The sequence below is a fragment of the Porphyrobacter sp. YT40 genome (assembly GCF_006542605.1).
Taxonomy (GTDB): domain Bacteria; phylum Pseudomonadota; class Alphaproteobacteria; order Sphingomonadales; family Sphingomonadaceae; genus Erythrobacter.
On sequence record NZ_CP041222.1, the window covers coordinates 3,401,333 to 3,418,187 of the forward strand.

16 protein-coding genes are annotated in these 16,855 nt (G+C 67.4%); 15 read left to right on the forward strand and 1 reads right to left on the reverse strand.

Annotation, left to right across the window (positions count from 1 at the left end; genetic code table 11):
* The first annotated feature begins 105 nt into the window (after positions 1-105).
* The 11 genes from ccoG (at position 106) to E2E27_RS16050 (ending at position 9,585) form a co-directional block, all read left to right on the forward strand.
* Entirely contained in the window at positions 106-1,533 is a 1,428-nt protein-coding gene (gene ccoG, locus E2E27_RS16005) for a cytochrome c oxidase accessory protein CcoG (RefSeq protein WP_141461986.1), read from the forward strand.
* 35 nt (positions 1,534-1,568) lie between these two features.
* Positions 1,569-1,988, forward strand: a complete 420-nt coding sequence (locus E2E27_RS16010) for a FixH family protein (protein ID WP_234036094.1) — start codon at positions 1,569-1,571, stop codon at positions 1,986-1,988.
* On the forward strand, positions 1,961-4,105 hold the full coding sequence (locus E2E27_RS16015; protein ID WP_141460824.1) for a heavy metal translocating P-type ATPase: 2,145 nt from the start codon (positions 1,961-1,963) through the stop codon (positions 4,103-4,105). The genes E2E27_RS16010 and E2E27_RS16015 overlap by 28 nt, the downstream gene beginning before the upstream one ends.
* Positions 4,102-4,251 (forward strand): cbb3-type cytochrome oxidase assembly protein CcoS, encoded by a 150-nt coding sequence (gene ccoS, locus E2E27_RS16020; protein WP_141460826.1) that lies wholly within the window; start codon positions 4,102-4,104, stop codon positions 4,249-4,251. The genes E2E27_RS16015 and ccoS overlap by 4 nt, the downstream gene beginning before the upstream one ends.
* Positions 4,248-4,475 (forward strand): hypothetical protein, encoded by a 228-nt coding sequence (locus tag E2E27_RS16025; RefSeq protein ID WP_141460828.1) that lies wholly within the window; start codon positions 4,248-4,250, stop codon positions 4,473-4,475. Before ccoS ends, E2E27_RS16025 begins: the two co-directional genes overlap by 4 nt.
* Before the next feature lie 44 nt (positions 4,476-4,519).
* Positions 4,520-5,830 (forward strand): oxygen-independent coproporphyrinogen III oxidase, encoded by a 1,311-nt coding sequence (gene hemN, locus E2E27_RS16030; RefSeq protein WP_141460830.1) that lies wholly within the window; start codon positions 4,520-4,522, stop codon positions 5,828-5,830.
* Positions 5,831-5,941: 111 nt separating this feature from the next.
* Positions 5,942-7,297 carry an NADP-specific glutamate dehydrogenase gene (gene gdhA / locus E2E27_RS16035; protein WP_141460832.1) on the forward strand — a complete coding sequence of 452 codons (1,356 nt, stop codon included), beginning with the start codon at positions 5,942-5,944 and terminating at the stop codon, positions 7,295-7,297.
* Between the two features lie 211 nt (positions 7,298-7,508).
* A complete protein-coding gene (locus E2E27_RS16040) occupies positions 7,509-8,561 on the forward strand; it encodes a BLUF domain-containing protein (RefSeq protein WP_181443476.1) in 1,053 nt (350 codons plus the stop codon).
* A 225-nt stretch (positions 8,562-8,786) separates the two neighbouring features.
* Positions 8,787-8,939, forward strand: coding sequence for a hypothetical protein (locus E2E27_RS18820; protein WP_181443477.1), 153 nt, complete (start codon positions 8,787-8,789; stop codon positions 8,937-8,939).
* A gap of 53 nt (positions 8,940-8,992) precedes the next feature.
* Positions 8,993-9,193: a hypothetical protein gene (locus E2E27_RS16045; protein ID WP_141460836.1), complete on the forward strand. Its 201-nt coding sequence runs from the start codon at positions 8,993-8,995 to the stop codon at positions 9,191-9,193.
* Positions 9,154-9,585 (forward strand): DUF6481 family protein, encoded by a 432-nt coding sequence (locus E2E27_RS16050; RefSeq protein WP_234036095.1) that lies wholly within the window; start codon positions 9,154-9,156, stop codon positions 9,583-9,585. The genes E2E27_RS16045 and E2E27_RS16050 overlap by 40 nt, the downstream gene beginning before the upstream one ends.
* A gap of 20 nt (positions 9,586-9,605) precedes the next feature.
* Here the strand turns inward: E2E27_RS16050 and E2E27_RS16055 are convergent, their stop codons facing one another.
* Positions 9,606-10,556, reverse strand: a complete 951-nt coding sequence (locus E2E27_RS16055) for a tetratricopeptide repeat protein (RefSeq protein WP_141460838.1) — start codon at positions 10,554-10,556, stop codon at positions 9,606-9,608.
* A 110-nt stretch (positions 10,557-10,666) separates the two neighbouring features.
* On the opposite strand from E2E27_RS16055, the gene E2E27_RS16060 reads away from it, so the two are divergent.
* Genes E2E27_RS16060 through E2E27_RS16075 form a run of 4 tightly spaced genes read left to right on the forward strand, consistent with a single transcriptional unit; the run spans position 10,667 to position 16,751 of the window.
* A complete protein-coding gene (locus E2E27_RS16060) occupies positions 10,667-13,204 on the forward strand; it encodes a cyclic nucleotide-binding domain-containing protein (RefSeq protein WP_141460840.1) in 2,538 nt (845 codons plus the stop codon).
* The gene (locus tag E2E27_RS16065; protein ID WP_141460842.1) at positions 13,204-14,067 is read left to right on the forward strand and encodes a hypothetical protein; all 864 of its coding nucleotides are present in this window, start codon (positions 13,204-13,206) and stop codon (positions 14,065-14,067) included. The genes E2E27_RS16060 and E2E27_RS16065 overlap by 1 nt, the downstream gene beginning before the upstream one ends.
* A 6-nt stretch (positions 14,068-14,073) precedes the next feature.
* Positions 14,074-15,873: a cytochrome c3 family protein gene (locus E2E27_RS16070; protein ID WP_141460844.1), complete on the forward strand. Its 1,800-nt coding sequence runs from the start codon at positions 14,074-14,076 to the stop codon at positions 15,871-15,873.
* Positions 15,870-16,751, forward strand: coding sequence for a phosphodiesterase (locus tag E2E27_RS16075; RefSeq protein ID WP_181443479.1), 882 nt, complete (start codon positions 15,870-15,872; stop codon positions 16,749-16,751). The genes E2E27_RS16070 and E2E27_RS16075 overlap by 4 nt, the downstream gene beginning before the upstream one ends.
* The last annotated feature ends 104 nt before the right edge of the window (positions 16,752-16,855 follow it).

The window sequence follows — 16,855 nt, forward strand, 5'->3', positions numbered from 1 at the left end:
GACGAGCTCGAGCGCCCCGCACCGCCTGCCGCACCCGCCGGTTCCGGCGCGCGCGACTGGGGCAAGGCGCTCGGGCCAGCCGCCCCCGAACCCGAAGCAGGCTTCATGGGATCGGCGCTCTACGAAAAGGGCAAGACGGTCCACAACAAGCGGATCGACGGGCCGTTCCGGCGGTTCAAGTGGCTGGTGATGCTCGTGACGCTGGGCATCTACTACGTCACCCCCTGGATCCGCTGGGACCGCGGGCCCTATGCGCCCGACCAGGCGGTGCTGGTCGATCTCGCCAACCGCCGCTTCTACATGTTCGATATCGAGATCTGGCCGCACGAGTTCTATTTCGTCGCCGGTCTCCTGATCATGGCGGGGATCGGATTGTTCCTCGTCACCTCCGCCGTGGGCCGGGCATGGTGCGGCTATGCCTGTCCGCAGACGGTGTGGACCGACCTGTTCCAGCACGTCGACCGCTTCTTCGACGGCGATCGCAACGCGCGGATGCGGCTCGACAAGGCTCCGTGGACGCCCGCCAAGATCGCGCGGCGCAGCGCCAAGTGGGCGGTCTATCTCGCGATCGCCTTCTGGACCGGCGGCGCGTGGATCATGTATTTCGCCGACGCGCCCACCCTTACCCGCGATTTCTGGACCGGCAATGCCGCCCCCGTCGCCTATGCCACGGTCGCGATCCTCACCGGCACGACCTTCTGGCTCGGCGGGTTCATGCGCGAACAGGTTTGCATCTACATGTGCCCCTGGCCACGCATCCAGACCGCGATGCTCGACGAGAAATCGCTGATCGTCACCTACAAGGACTGGCGCGGCGAGCAGCGCGGCAGCCTCAAGAAAGCGGCCAAGAACCCGGACCAATATGGCGACTGCATCGACTGCAACATGTGTGTCGCGGTCTGCCCCACCGGGGTCGACATCCGCGAAGGCCAGCAGATCGGCTGCATCACCTGCGGGCTGTGCATCGACGCCTGCGACCGGGTGATGAAGGAGGTCGGCCGCCCGCGCGGGCTGATCGACTACGCCACGCTCGACCAGTGCAAGGCCGAAGCTGCCGGCGCGCCTCCGACCCCGGCATGGAAGGCGCTGCTGCGCCCGCGCACACTGATCTACTTCACCGTCTGGGCCGGGCTCGGCGCGGGGCTGCTCTTCGCGCTGGGCACCCGCACCCATACCGATCTCACCGTCTCGCCCGACCGCAACCCGCCCTTCATGCTGCTGAAGGACGGCTCGGTCAGGAATGCCTACACGCTGCGCTTGCGCAACATGGAGGCCCGCCCGCGTGACATGGAAATCGCGCTCGAAGGCCTGCCGCAAGGCGCGGTCATGTGGACCGAGAGCGTCAGCATGGAAAACGCCGCGCGCGTGCAGACCGTCACCGTGCCCGCCAACGCGACCGAGGTGCTGCGGGTCTATGTCCTGCTGCCCGAAGGTGCCCCCGCCAATGCCTTCGCCTTCCGACTTACCAGCCTCGACGAGCAGCGTGAGCAGGATGTCACCGAAACCACCTTCGCCATGCCGGGGAACGAATGATGTCGAGCCGATCCAGCACTTTCACCGGCCGGCACATGGCCGCCGTCTTCGTGGGCGGGTTCGCCGTGGTGATCGCGGTCAACCTGTTCATGGCCTGGAACGCGGTGGGCGGATTTCACGGCACGGTGGTCGACAATTCCTATGTCGCCAGCCAGAGCTACAACGGCTGGATCGCCAAGGCCGAGGCGTCGAAGGCGCTGGGCTGGCAGGCGTTGCCGCACCGCCGCGCAGATGGCCGCGTGGTGATCGAGACCATCGCCGTGCCCGAGGCCGCCACCATCACCGCCGCCGCCGAACGCCCGCTCGGCGCGCGTGAAGGGACTGCGCTCCGCTTCGTGCCGGAAGGTCAGGGCCGCTGGGTTTCGACCCAGGCGATCGCGCCGGGCCGCTGGCAGCTCCACATCGCGATCCGGGCAGGCGTGCAGGAATGGGCCGGGGAGGCCGAGCTCCGGTGAACGCACCCGCCGTCATCGCTGCGGAACCCCCGCTCGCCACCACCCGGCTGACCGTGCCGGGGATGAAATGCGCCGGGTGCATCGGCAAGATCGAGCGCGAATTGCCCAAGCTCCCCGGCATCGCCGCCGCGCGGGCGAACTTCTCGGCCAAACGCGTGGCGATCCGCCATGACCCCGCGCTGGGCGAGGAAGCGCTCACCGCCGCGCTGCTGGGCCTTGGCTTCGAGGCGCAACCGGTCGCCGACAATCCTTTGGGTGACGAGAGCAAGGAACGCAAAGCCCTCACCCGCGCGCTCGGCGTGGCGGGGTTCGGCATGATGAATGTCATGCTGCTCTCGGTCAGCGTCTGGTCGGGCGCGGACGGGGCGACGCGCGCGTTGTTCCACTGGCTCTCGGCGCTCATCGCCCTGCCGGTGATCGCCTATGCGGGCCGCCCCTTCTTCGCCAGCGCATGGATGGCGCTGAAGCACCGGCGCACCAATATGGATGTGCCGATCAGCATCGGCGTGCTGCTGGCGACGGGCCTCAGCCTTTACGAGACGATCACCGGCGGCGAACACGCCTTCTTCGATTCCGCCGTGATGCTGCTGTTTTTCCTGCTGGCGGGCCGCGCGCTCGACGCCGAGATGCGCACCCGCACCCGCGCCGGGATCGGCGCATTGCTGGGGCGGATGAGCAAGAGTGCCAGCGTGATCGCCCCCGATGGCTCCACGCGGCGGGTGGCGGCCAAAGACCTCGATCCCGGCATGATGGTGCTGGTCGCCGCCGGAGAGGCGCTTGCCGCCGATGGCGAGGTGGTGGAGGGCACGAGCGCGCTCGACAATGCCATGCTCACCGGCGAAAGCGCGCCCGAGCCGGTCGGGCCCGGGGCGCTGGTGCACGCGGGCGCGATCAATCTTGCCGCGCCGATCCGGGTGCGCCTCACCCGCGTGGCCGAGGATACCGCGCTCGCCGAAATCGCGCGGCTGATGGACGAGGCGGGCCAATCGCGCAGCCACTATGTCCGCATCGCCGACCGCGCCTCGCGGCTCTACGCCCCGGCGGTGCACACGCTGGCGCTGCTCGCCTTTGCCGGATGGATGATCGCGGGCGCGGGGTGGCACACCTCGCTCACCATAGCGATTGCCGTGCTGATCATCACCTGTCCCTGCGCGATGGGCCTTGCCGTTCCCGCAGCGCAGGTGGTGGCGAGCGGCGCGCTGCTGCGCCGGGGCTTGCTGGTTAAGGATGGCAGCGCGCTCGAACGCCTCGCCGAATGCGATGTCGCGCTGTTCGACAAGACCGGCACGCTGACGCTCGGCGAACCGCGCGCGGATGTAAGCGCGCTCGACCCGCAAGCGCGCGCGATTGCGCTGGCCCTTGCCCAGACCAGTCGCCACCCGCTGAGCCGGGGCCTCGCCGCCGCACTGCTGCGCGAGGGTGTTGCGCCCGCCGCCATAGACTATGTGCGCGAAGTGGGCGGCGCAGGGCTGACCGGCCGCTGGCAGGGCGTAGAAGTCGCCTTGGGACGGCCCGCCGAGGCAAGCGAAGCCCTCGCCACCACCTTGCAGATCGGCGACACCCGCCAGACCATCGCCTTCGCCGACCCGCTGCGTGCCGACGCCGCCGCGACGCTCGCCGCCCTCGCCCGCGAAGGGATCGCCGCCAGCATCCTTTCGGGTGACCGCGCCGCGCCGGTCGCCGTGGTGGCCGAGGCGCTGGGATTGCAAGCGCAGGCCGAGGCCAGCCCGCAGGCGAAACTCGCCGCACTGGAAGCACTCAAGGCCGAAGGCCGCCGCCCGCTGATGGTGGGCGACGGGCTCAACGATGGCCCCGCCCTCGCCGCCGCCCACGCCTCGATCGCGCCCGGCACCGCGTCCGATGCCAGCCAGCAGGCCGCCGACGCGGTGTTCATTGGCGAGGGGTTGATGCCGGTGGCGCTGGCGGTTCGCGTGGCGCGCCGGACGATGCGGATCGTGCGCGAGAATTTCGGCTTTTCGATCGCCTATAACCTGCTCGCCGTGCCGCTGGCGCTGCTGGGCCTCGTCACGCCGCTGGTCGCCGCCATCGCCATGTCGGTGAGCTCGCTGGTGGTGGTCGCCAATTCGCTGCGGCTTGCGCGGAGTGCCAATTCATGACCGGTCTTGCCATCCTCATCCCCATCGCGCTCGGCATGGGCCTGCTCGGCCTCGCCGCGTTCTTCTGGTCGATGAAGGACGGACAGTATGACGACATGGACGGCGCGGCGCACCGCATTCTGATCGACGAGGATGCGCCGGAATGAACCGCGCCCTCCCCCTCGCACTCGCCGCGCTGCTGCCGGTGCTGATCGGCCCGCTGCCCGCCGAAGCGCGCACGCTCACCGCGCGGCTGTGCAACGGCGGCACGATCACTATTCCCCTCGGCGATGGTGGCCCGCCCGAAGATGCGCCGTGTCACCCCAAGGCCTGCCACGCCGGAACCTGCCGGGAAAAGACCGATCCCTCGCGACCGAAACGCGCGATTTGATCTCGCGCAAAGACGCCTGCCGCCCGAGCCGCTTTAAGCGCCTCATGTGGACATATCACCCCCAACTCCTCGCCAAGCCGGTGCCGCGCTACACCAGCTACCCCACCGCAGCCGATTTCGGCCCGCTGGCGGACGGCACCATCGAGCAGGCAATCGCCGGGGCGGCGGGCGACATCTCGCTTTATCTCCACATCCCCTTCTGCGAGCAGATCTGCTTTTACTGCGGCTGCAACACCGGCAAATCGGGCAAGCGCGCGCGGGTGGAGGCCTATCTGGCCGCACTGCATCAGGAACTGGCGACCGTCGCCAGCCTGCTGCCCGCCGGTGTCCGCGTGCGACGCATCGCCTTTGGCGGGGGTAGCCCCAATGCGATCGAAACGGGCGACTTCCTCGCCCTCGTCGAAGCGCTCCACGCCCACTTCCCGCTGCACGCGCCCGAATGGTCGATCGAACTCGACCCGCGCAGCCTGACCGCCGAATGGAGCCGCGTGCTCGGCAGCCTCGGGGTGACCCGCGCAAGCATGGGGGTGCAGACCTTCGCGCCGCACTGCCAGAAAGCCATCGGGCGCGAACAGCCCACCGCGATGATCTGCCGCAGCGTCGACTGGCTGCGCAGCAATGGGGTGACCTCGCTCAATTTCGATCTGATGTACGGCCTTCCGCATCAGACCATGATCGATCTCGCCGACAGCCTCGATCTGACCGCGACGCTCGGCGCGGACCGGGTGGCGGTGTTCGGCTATGCCCATGTCCCGCATCTGGTGCCGCGCCAGACGATGATCCCCGATACCGCGCTGCCGGGAGCCGAAGCGCGCTTCGCGATGGCGGCGGAGGCTCACGCCCGGCTGACGGCGCGCGGCTATGACGCGATCGGCTTCGATCACTTCGCCCTGCCGCACGATCCCATGGCGCGCGCCACCCGTGAAGGGCGGTTGCGGCGCAATTTCCAGGGCTTCACCGACGACCCCGCCGAAGTGCTGATCGGCATGGGCGCGAGCGCGATCAGCGGCTTTCCCGGACTTCTCGCCCAGAACGAAAAGCACACCGGGCGCTATCGCCAGCTTTCGGCAGAAGGCCGGCTGAGCGCGAACCACGGCATCGCCCGCTCGCCCGACGACCTCGCGCGCGGCGCGGTGATCGAGGCGCTGCTGTGCCATGGCGAGGCCTGCCTCACCCCCGCGCTGCTGGCAGAGGCGGAGGATCGGCTTGCTCCCTTCATCGCCGCCGGCCTCGCCGCGCTCGATGGCGAGCGGCTGACGATCCGGCCCGGCGGCTTGCCCTATGCCCGCGGCATCGCTGCGCTGTTCGACGCCTACCGCGCCGCGGCACCGCGCCAGTTCAGCTCGGCGATCTGATCCCCCCACCCCGCCGCTTGCGGGAATTGCGCTTTCCCCCGATAGTCTGCCGCAAAACGCCAAGCGCCATTCCGGCCGGAGCGATAAATCCGGCCAAGGGGGAGAATCATCATGGCAGTGACCGATCACGTCGACTTGAACGGCTTCATGGAGGGCGTGAAGAAGCGCAATCCGCATCAGCCGGAATTCGTGCAGGCCGTGCAGGAGGTTGCACAGGACATCTTCGAATTCATCGAGGACAAGGAAGAATACCACTCGGCGCAGATCCTGCGCCGCATTGCCGAGCCCGACCGGGTGGTCTCGTTCCGTGTCTGCTGGGAAGACGACAACGGCAATGTCCGCGTCCAGCGCGGCTGGCGGGTGCAGAACAACAACGCCATCGGCCCCTACAAGGGCGGCATCCGCTTCCATTCCTCGGTCAACGAAAGCGTGCTGAAGTTCCTCGCCTTCGAACAGACCTTCAAGAACGCGCTCACCGGCCTGCCGATGGGCGGCGGCAAGGGGGGCGCGAACTTCAACCCCAAGGGCAAGAGCGTGCGCGAGATCATGCGCTTCTGCCAGTCCTTCATGACCGAGCTCTACCGCCACATCGGCCCCGACGTCGATGTGCCCGCAGGCGACATCGGCGTGGGCGCACGCGAGATCGGCTACATGTTCGGCCAGTACAAGCGCATCACCAACCACTGGAACGGCGTGCTGACCGGCAAGGGGTTGGAATATGGCGGCAGCCTGATCCGGCCCGAGGCGACCGGCTATGGCGCGGTCTATTTCCTGCAGAACATGCTGGCGACGCGGGACGAGAGCCTCGAAGGCAAGACCGCGGTCATTTCCGGCGCGGGCAATGTCGCCACCCATGCTGCCGAAAAGATCGTGCAGCTGGGCGGCAAGGTGCTGACCCTGTCGGACAGCGGCGGGTTCATTCATGACCCCGACGGCATCGATCAGGAAAAGATCGACTGGGTCAAGCAGCACAAGACCTATCGCCGGGGCCGGATCGAGGAATATGTCGAGGCCTTTCCCAAGGCGACATTCCACGAAGGCAAGACCCCGTGGGGCGTCGAGTGCGACGTCGCCCTGCCCTGTGCGACGCAGAACGAATTGCTCGGCGATGACGCGAAGACGCTGGTCGAGAACGGCTGCATCGCTGTCTCCGAGGGCGCGAACATGCCCACCAATCTCGAAGGGGTGCATATCTTCAAGGAAGCGAAAATCCTCTACGCGCCGGGCAAGGCCTCGAACGCGGGCGGGGTCGCGGTCTCGGGCCTCGAGATGAGCCAGAACTCCGAACGCCGTTCGTGGAAGGAGGAGGAATTGCAGCAGATGCTCAAGGACATCATGGCCGGCATTCACAAACGCTGCGAGGAATATGGCAAGGAAGAAGGCGGCTATATCGACTACGTGAAGGGCGCGAATATCGCGGGCTTCAAGAAGGTCGCGGACGCGATGCTGGCCTTCGGCGTGGTGTGATCGGGCGACCCGGATTGGGCCCGTTCACGGATTCCCGCTTGACGCTGGCGGCGCAGGGGCAGAAGCTGCGCACATAATCTGGCGTCGCCGTTTTCTGGGGACTGCGCCGGGCAAACAGATACGGGGCGGATGGGGATCGTCTGCCGGACTGCTTGGCACAGCACCGCTGCGCCTCGATGCCCGCTTGTCCCTCATCCTTTGGGAGAGAGACATGCTGGCGCAGGACACGCAAGAGTCGCAAGACTCCGCCGAATGGGTCACCTGCCTGACCTACAAGAGCATCGCCACCGCCACGCCGGATGCCAGCGACCTCAATGTGCTCGCCGGTCAGGCGCGGGCGCGCAACCGCAGCCTCGATGTCACCGGTATGCTGCTGTTCGAGGACGGCTGCTTTCTCCAGACCCTCGAGGGCCCGCCCAAGGCGGTCGCCTCGCTGTGGTCCTCGATCGAACGCGATGGACGCCACCAGCATATCGAAGTGCTGAGCGAGCACATGACCGCCGCCCGGCTGTTTTCGGGGTGGGACCTGCTGCTGGGCGGCCGGAGCGGTGACAGCCCGCGCGAAGCTGCCGCGCCCTCGCCCGTTCCGCCCGCCGTGGCCGAACATCTCGCGCGCCTCGTCGAACTGGCGCTCAATGCTGATGATCTGGCGATCAACACGATGATCGCAGGGTTCGCCGAGCAGGGATGGACGAGCGATGCGATCCTGTCGCTGCTGATCGAGCCCGCAGCCCGCGCGCTGGGGGACGCCTGGCTCCATGACGATTGCAGCGAGCTCGATCTCACTATCGGCCTCAGCATGCTGCAACTGGCGGGCCATGCGGTGCGATACAGCCGCTGTTCGCAGTCGATCCGCAACAGCCGCTACCGCATCCTGCTGGCGACCGCGCCGGGCGAGCCGCACATGCTCGGCACCGCGTTGCTGGCTGACCAGTTTCTGGCGGCGGGCTGGCAGGTCGACATGGCCTTCCCCGAAAGCGAGGAGGCGCTGACAAACCAGCTCAATGCGCAGCATCCCGATGCGGTGGATATCGGCCTGTCCGACGCGATGCCGCGCCAGCACACGATCGACCAGCTGCGCACCACGATCGCGCACAGCCGCATGGTCGTCTCCGAGCACCCCACGGTCATTTCGGTCGGCGGGCGCCTGTTTGCCGAAGCGACCGCGACCGCGCTGTCGGTGGGCGCGGATCACGCCCGCAAAGGGCTTGCCGGAACCAGCATCCGCCTTGCCGAACTGGTGCGCCAGAACCGCAAGGGATGAAGCGCCGGGGCGAATTAACTTGAAATTTTTGAATAATGCGCTAATTGAACCTTGCTTCACGTCGCTTGCGACGGAATTTGATCGGCGCCCCTGGCTTTCCTGAGCGCGGCTCTATCGCCACGCAGCCAAGAAACCGCCCCTCGGCGGCCACATTTTCCTTTTCATGCAGCATGGCTCCGCAGCGGGAATGTCCCCTTGCGTTCGATACTTATTTGCAGAGACTACATGAACTTCATCACGACCGGCGCCATTTTTGACCGCGCCCAGACGATCCGCGCATCATTGTCGCAGCATCGCCAAAACACCTTGCCGCAAGAACCCTACGCCTTCCTGTCCACCCGCGATCTGCGCGGAATGGTGGCGGCGATGGTCGATTGATCGGGCACCCACACGCACCAGCGGGGCATCGGCCTCCAACACAAGAGGCACACATGGACATCAACCACGAATACGCCGCGCACCAGGCCGCCTTGATGCGCGCTGAGGACGCCGAAAGCTCCGGCCAGCGCAAGCGTCAGTTTGCCGAGGCCGCCAGCATCGCGAGCCGGATCAGCGCTTTCCAGACCGGACTGGGCGCTGCGGCGGCCTGCGCATGGAGCGCGGCACACCTCGTCGCAGCCCGGCAAAGCTGAGCGCAGATACAAAGACCACCAAGTCCGCGCTGCATCGATGCGGCCCGGCAGGAGACAATTTGATGAAAGGTTACAAGGCACCCAGTTTTCAGGACAGGGCCGCATCTTCCTTGCAGGCCAAGGAAAAGGCGCTCGCGAAGCTGAAAGCCATGCCCCAGCCCGACGCAGCCGAGCTCGCCGAACGTGCTGCACGGCAGGCGGAGCGCGACGCTGTCGCTGCGGCCAAGTCCGCCAAGGCACGCGAAGCCCGCGAAGAAAAGCAACGTCTCGCCGAGGAAAAGCGCGCGCAGGCCAAGGCGGACAAGATCAAGGCAGAACAGCCCAAGCGCACCGAAGAACAGCTGAAGGCGGCGCGCGACGCACGCTACGCCGCGCGCAAAAGCCGCAAGTGATCGCTGCCTGACGCGCGCCGTCAGGTAACGCCCAGCGCCTTTGCCTGCGCGCGCAGCTCTTTCGCTGCCGCCGGGTTGGCCTTGACCGCCGCTTCCAGCGCGGCTCGGGCCTTGGCCGGTTCGCCCAGCGTCATGCGGCTGCGTATCAGCATCACCCAGCCATCGAGGTTCTTGGGCTCCTGCTGAAGCCGCGCCTCGAGCTGGGCGACCATGCCTTCGGCCATCTGGCGCTGTTCGCTGGGCTTCATGCTGCCTGCCGCCGCGACCTCCGCCGCGCTAGGCCCGCGCACGTCGGGTGAGGCGGCATTGCCCGCGACGCTGCCCGATCCCGGCGCGAGCAATGCGGGCTTGCGGCGCGCCTGCGCAGCGGCGATGCGCTGCGTCACCGCGATGTCGTTCATCTGCCCGACCTGTTCGATGGTGCGCACCAGATCGGCCTCCCACGGCGCGCCCTGCGGGCTGTCGGCAAGCAGATCGAGCCATGCAGCAAGCGCGCCTTCGTGATCCTTGTCGATGTCCATCTTGGCCGCGAGGAAGTAGCGCGCCCGCGGGTCTTGGGGATCGAGCGCGATGGCTTTCTCGAACGCCGCCAGCGCATCGGCAGGCAGCGGATCGCGTTCGCTCGACAGCACCAGCGTTTCACCCAGCGCCGACCACAGCACCGCCTCTTCGGGCGCAATCGCGAGCGCGCGGCGATAGGCGGCGGCGGCCTCCTCGAATTCGCCCGCGTTGAAGTGGGCAAAGGCGAGATCGGCCCAAGGCCCGGCGTCGTTCGGCGAAGCCTCGGCCGCGGCGCGCAGCTGGTCGATGCTCGGCGCGTCGTCACCCGCCTCCGCCGCCGGAGCAGCTCCGCGCGATCCCTCATAGACATTGTAGCCGATCGAACCTGCCGCCAGCAGCAGCGCCGCCCCCAACAGCACCCAACCCGCCTTCGATGCTCCGCCCGCAGGCGCCTGTTCCCCTTGTCCCATGGCCGAGGGCTAGCAGGCCCCCGCGCGCGGGGCAATTCGCTCTGGCATCGGCCCCGGTTTTGCGTATGGTGGACACCGGGAAAGCGATCTGTCCGAGGGGGGGAGGATCGGTGGGCGAGACGTTCAAGGTCGCCATTATTGGATCTGGGCCTGCCGGGCTCAGCGCCGCCGCGCGCGCCGCCGCGCTGGGGCTGAGCCATGTGCTGCTCGAAAAGACCGATCACCTCTCCGACACGATCTACAAGTACCAGAAGGGCAAGCATGTCATGGCGACGCCCAGCAATCTGGTGCTGCGCAGCGACATTGATTTCGACGCGGGCAAGCGCGAGGCGATCCTCGGCACGTGGGACGAACAGATCGCTGGCCACAAGGTCAATGTGAAATACCTAGCCGAAGCCAAGGCGATCCGGGGCACGGGCGCAGCGATCCCCGGCTCGGTGCAGCAGATCGTCACCCGCGCGCGCGATGGCACCAAATCGGTCAAGGAGGTGCAGCGCCACGCCCCGCCCTATGCGATCGAGCTGACCAGTGGCGAGACCGTGATGGCCGAGAACGTCATCCTCGCCATCGGCACGCAGGGCAATCCCAACCGGATGCGCTGTCCCGGCGCGGACTTGCCGCACGTGCAGTATCAGCTCGACGACCCCACCGAATATGTCGATGAGCATATCGTCATCGTCGGCACGGGCGATGCCGGGATCGAGAACGCGCGCGGGCTCGCCGAAGACCCGGCGCAGCGCAACACCGTCAGCATCCTCAATCGCGGCACCGAATTCCCGACCGCCAAGGCGGCGAACGTCAGCGCGCTGATGGCCGATCACGAGGCGGGCAAGCTGATGGTCCGCACCGAAAGCGAGACCAAGGCGATCGAGCCGGGCTTCATCACCCTCACCACCCGCGACGGGGAAATCCGCATCCCCTGCGACCGGATCATCGCCCGCATCGGCTCCGCCCCGCCCCGCGCCTTCGTCGAAGAGTGCGGGATCGAATTCACCAGCGAGGATCGCGGTGCCTTCCCCCGCCTCAGCCCGGTTTTCGAAAGCACCGCCCCCGGCATCTTCGTGATCGGCGCGCTCGCGGGCTATCCGCTGATCAAGCACTGCATGAACCAGGGCCACGATGTCATCGAGTTCATCAACGGCAACACCGATTTGAAGCCCGCCGACGAGCCGATCATCGCCGCCAAGTTCGCCGATCTTCCGGGCCAGCGCAGCACCGAGGAATGGCTCGAATTCTTGCGCGAGGGCGTGTCGATCCTCAATGGCATGAACCCGCTGCAAATGCGCGAATTCATGCTGGATTCCGAAGCGAAATTCTTCCGAGCGGGCGAGGTGATCTTCGAGCGTAACGCGCCCGGTTCCTCACTGTTCGGCATCGCCAGCGGTTCGGTGGCAGTAGAGGTCAATCCGGCCGATCCCTCGATCACGATTCCCATCGAAAGCGGCTCGATCTTCGGCGAGGTGGGCCTCATCTCGGGCCGCCGCCGGGGCGCGACGATCCGCGCCGCCGAAGACACTATCGTGGTGGAAATCTCGCGCCTTGCCGCATTGAAGCTGCAATCGCAGGTGCCATCCGCCAAGGCCGCGATCCAGCGCATCTCGATCGAGCGGCAATTGCTCCAGATGTTCGGTTCCGGCCTGACCCGCGAGGATGTCGCCCCGCTGGTCGAGGCCGCACAGGTTCAGGAAAAGCGCGCGGGCGAAGTGGTCGTCACCGAGGGGGCGGACGACAAGGACGTGTTCATCATCCGGCGCGGGTCGATGATCGTCGAAAAGCAGATCGGCGATCGGCCGGTGTTCCTCTCCTACCTCCCCGCCGGAAGCTATTTCGGCGAAATGGCGGCGATCGACGGGAGCGCGCGCACCGCCACGGTCAAGGCGGCGATCAAGTCCGAGGTGATCCGCCTGCCGGGCGAGGGCTTCCTCGCCCTGCTCGACAAGCATCCGCGCCTGCGCGAACGGGCGCTGAAGGACATGGCCGGGCGGCGCGCCACCAATGCCTTTATCGAAGGGCAGAAAGACAGCTTTTCGAGCGTCGTCGATCTCTATTCGCAGACCGCGCAGTTCCTCGTCGACAACGGCATCGGCGAGGCGACCGACGTGCTGCTGATCGACGAGACGCTGTGCATCGGCTGCGACAATTGCGAAAAGGCCTGCGCCGACAGCCATGACGGCCTCTCGCGGCTCGACCGGGAAGCGGGCAAGACCTACGCGCATCTCCACGTGCCGACTTCGTGCCGCCATTGCGAGCACCCGCATTGCATGGCCGACTGCCCGCCCAACGCGATCAAGCGCGGGCCGGACGGCGAGGTCTTCATCGACGAGACCTGCATCGGCTGCGGCAATTGCCAGCGCAACTGCCCCTATGGCGTGATCCGCATGGATGCCAAACCGCCAAAGAAGCCGAGCCTCCTCCAATGGATGCTGTTCGGCAAGGGGCCGGGGCCGGGTGAGGCGTCCTATAGCTGGCGCAAGAAGGCAGCCGAGAAGGAAGGCGCAGCCAAGGCCAAGCAGGCGATCAAGTGCGACATGTGCTCCGGCATCGACGGCGGCCCCGCCTGTGTGCGCGCCTGCCCGACCGGCGCGGCGATCCGCGTCAGCCCCGACAAGTTCCTGACCTTCACCAAGCTGACCGAGGACGTCGAGTGATGGCGACCAAAGCGGGGGGCACGGGGCGGTTCACGCAGGACGAAAAGCGGCGCGATTCCGATCATGTCAGCTTTCTGAAGCACCGCGGCTTCCGCTGGCTGTGGATCGCGCTGGCGCTGAGCGGCGCGGCGATTGCGGGCTATCTGATGATCGACCAGCAACCGCGCCCCAATGGCGGGACGTGGTATGGCTACACGCTCGGCACCATCGGGGTGCTGTTGATCCTCTGGCTGTCCCTGCTCGGCGTGAGGAAGCGGCGGATTAATCCCGGCGCGTGGAGCCTCAAGGCGTGGACCAGCGCGCACGTCTATCTCGGCCTGTCGCTGATCGTGATCGGCACGCTCCACACCGGTTTCCAGATCGGGTGGAACGTCCACACGCTCGCCTATGTGCTGATGCTGCTGGTGATCGCGACGGGGATCTATGGCGTGGTCGTCTACACTACCCTCCCCGCCAGCCTCAGCGCCAATCGCAAGGAGATGACCCGCGCGCAGATGCTCGAGGCGCTGACCGCGATCGACCGGCAGCTGGAAAGCGCCGCGCAGCCGCTCGGGCGCGAAGAGGCCGATCTGGTGATCGCGGCGCTCGAACAGGACGTGTTCTATGGCGGTGCGCTCGCCCGGCTGACCAACAGCTATCCCGGCTGCGCCACCCGCAAGGCGTTGCACCATATGCCGCAGGGCGCCGCGGAGGAGCGGGTCAACGCGCTGCTGGAAAAGCGCCACGAACAGCTCGCGCAGATCCGCGGGCAGTTGCGCATCCGCGCGCTGCTGGAGGTCTGGCTGTTCGTCCACATCCCTCTCACCATCGCCCTGATCGCCGCGCTGGCCGCGCATGTCATCAGCGTGTTCTATTACTGGTAGACGGCGATGGCATTCCTGATCCGCACCATCGATTTCACCGCCACCGGGCGCGAGATCGTGCGCGACCGGACGCTCGACCAAGCCAGCCTCACCATCGGCCGCGCCGCCGAAAACGACATCCACCTGCCCGATCTCGCGGTCGAGCAGCGCCACGTCCGCATCGACACCCGCGCCGACGGCACGCTTGGGGTCGCGGCGCTCGGCACGCTCGGCTTCGGGCTCGACGGGCGCGTCGTCACCGAGGGCAAGATCGACCCGCGCACCGGCGGCGAGATTGCGCTGGGCGCCGCGCGGCTGGCGGTGGCGCGCGAGAACGATGGCTCCACCAGCATCACCATCCGTCAGGTTGTCGCCGAAGAGGGCAAGACCGACGCCTTGCGCGGCTTCGCGCTCGCCAGCGTGCTACCCTCGAAACGCGCGATGAGCTGGGTCTTCGCCTCTGCGATCCTGCTGTTGCTGCTCGCCATCCCGGTGACCAGTCACCTGCTGCGGGACCCCGCCAGGCCCGATCCCACCGGCAAGACCCCCGGCACCGTGCTGCTCGACAGCGCGTGGTCGAGCGGGGAATTGTCGCTCAAGCACCACACCCTTGCCGATAATTGCGAAAGCTGCCACGTTGCCGGCTTCGAAAGCGTGCAGGACGAGACCTGCATCTCCTGCCACAAGGACACCGGCGATCACGCCGCGCGCCCGCGCCTCGCCAAGGGGAGCCCGCCGCTTTCGCCCGGCGACGCGCTGCAATGGCGCATCGCCGAGAGCCTCGGCAAGGAAGGCCCGCTGGGCTGCGTCGCCTGCCATTTTGAGCACGAAGGCCCGGTGCGCACGCAGGCGGGCAGCGAGGCGTTCTGCGGCGATTGCCATGAACAGCTCGACACGCGCCTGACCGACACCGACCTCGCCAATGCGCATGATTTCGGCAAGGCCCACCCACAGCTGCGCCCAGTCTATTACGCCAGCTTCGGCGCGGCGAGCCCCGTGCGTGCGGCCCCCGGCACCCGCCCGGTCGAGCGCAGCGGACTCAAGTTCCCGCACGATGTCCATATGAGCCGCACCGGCGGCGCGGCGCGGATGGCGGTCAGCCTCGGGCAATATGGCAAGCCCCTCGAATGCAAGGATTGCCATGTCCTCACGCCTGATCGCATGTCGTTCAGGGAGGTGCGGATGGAGGACGCGTGCGAGGGGTGCCACAGCCTTGTCTCGGGCCGCACCGCGGTGGGCGGGTTCAGCAAGCTGCGCCACGGCGACGTGAAGGATCTGGCCGAGGATCTGGCGCGGATCTCCACCGGCCCGCGTCAGCGCGTCGGCCCCGCACGCCAGCGGCCCGGACAGATCGGCAGCGCGTCGCCCTATCGCGCCGATTTCGGACGTCCGGTGCGCGCCTATATCGGGCTGTCGAACGCGCTCGGCCCCGGCGGGGTGTGCACCGAATGCCACCTGCCCACCCGCGGCCCCACGGGGCAGGCCGATCTCGTCCCCGTCAACCTGCCCGACCGCTTCCTCACTTCGAGCTTCTTCAATCACGAAGCGCACGCAAAGCAGAAATGCAGCGATTGCCACGCCGCCGAAACCTCCAAGGCGGCGAGCGATCTGTTGATGCCCGATCTCAAGTCCTGCCGCACCTGCCACCTCGGCGCGAGCGCGGTGAAGACTGCCAGGATCGTGCCTTCCGACTGCGCGATGTGCCACGCCTATCACCTGCCCGCCGGACAGTGGTCCGCCAAGGGCGCGCCGCCCCACTACAAGCCGCCCCCGCCTCCGCCCAAATCGGAAGCAGCTGCGGCCAAGCTCGCAAAGGCCAGACCATGAACGCAGTGTCTTCGGGCGGCGCGGTGCTGATCGCGCAGATGACCGACATTCACGTGGGCTTCGCCCCGGACGAACAGCCCGAAGAGCTGAACCTCACCCGCTTCCGCGCCACGCTGGCGCGATTGCTCGAAGGGCCCAACCGCCCCGATCTGCTGGTGCTGTCGGGCGACATCACCGATCACGGCGATGCCGAAAGCTTCGCCAAGACCGCCGCGCTGCTGGCCGACTGCCCCTGCCCGATCCTGCCGTTGGTCGGCAATCACGACAGCCGCGCCGGGTTGATCGGGGCCTTCCCGCAGGTCGTCCCGGCCGAGGGCGGCTTCCTGCACTATGTGGTCGAGGCCCCGCTGGGCCTGCGGATCATCTGTCTCGACACGCTCGAGGAAGGCCGCCACGGCGGGGCGTTCTGTGCAGCGCGCGCAAGCTGGCTGACCGAGCGGCTGGCAGAAGCGCCCGATCAACCGACGCTGATCTTCATGCATCATCCCCCGGTCGTCGCCGGGATCGACTGGATGGACCCTGCCCCTGACGAGGCCTGGATCACCCGTCTGCGCGCCGTGCTGGAAGGCCAGCATCAGGTGCAGGCGATCCACTGCGGGCACCTTCATCGCCCGATCACCACGCGCTTTGCCGGCATACCGCTCGGCGTCACGCCATCGGTCGCACCGCTGGTGGCGATGGACCTCAATCCGATCGACAAGGACGTGCCCGATAACCGCGCGCTCATCACCACCGAGCAGCCGACCTATGCGCTGCACCGCTGGGACGGGACAAGCCTCGTCTCGCACTACGAGCGCGTCGGCGACTGGCAGGTGCTGGCGCATTTCCACGCCGGGCTGCAACCGATGATCGAAGTCATGTTCGCCGAGCGAGGATAAGGGCCCCTGTTTGCGCGCCCGCCTCCGCGGGCACATCCTCGGCGAGTCTCCGCCGCTTCGCGCCGGATCGCCTGCGGGCGCGCGGTCGCGCTTGCGGCCCGTCC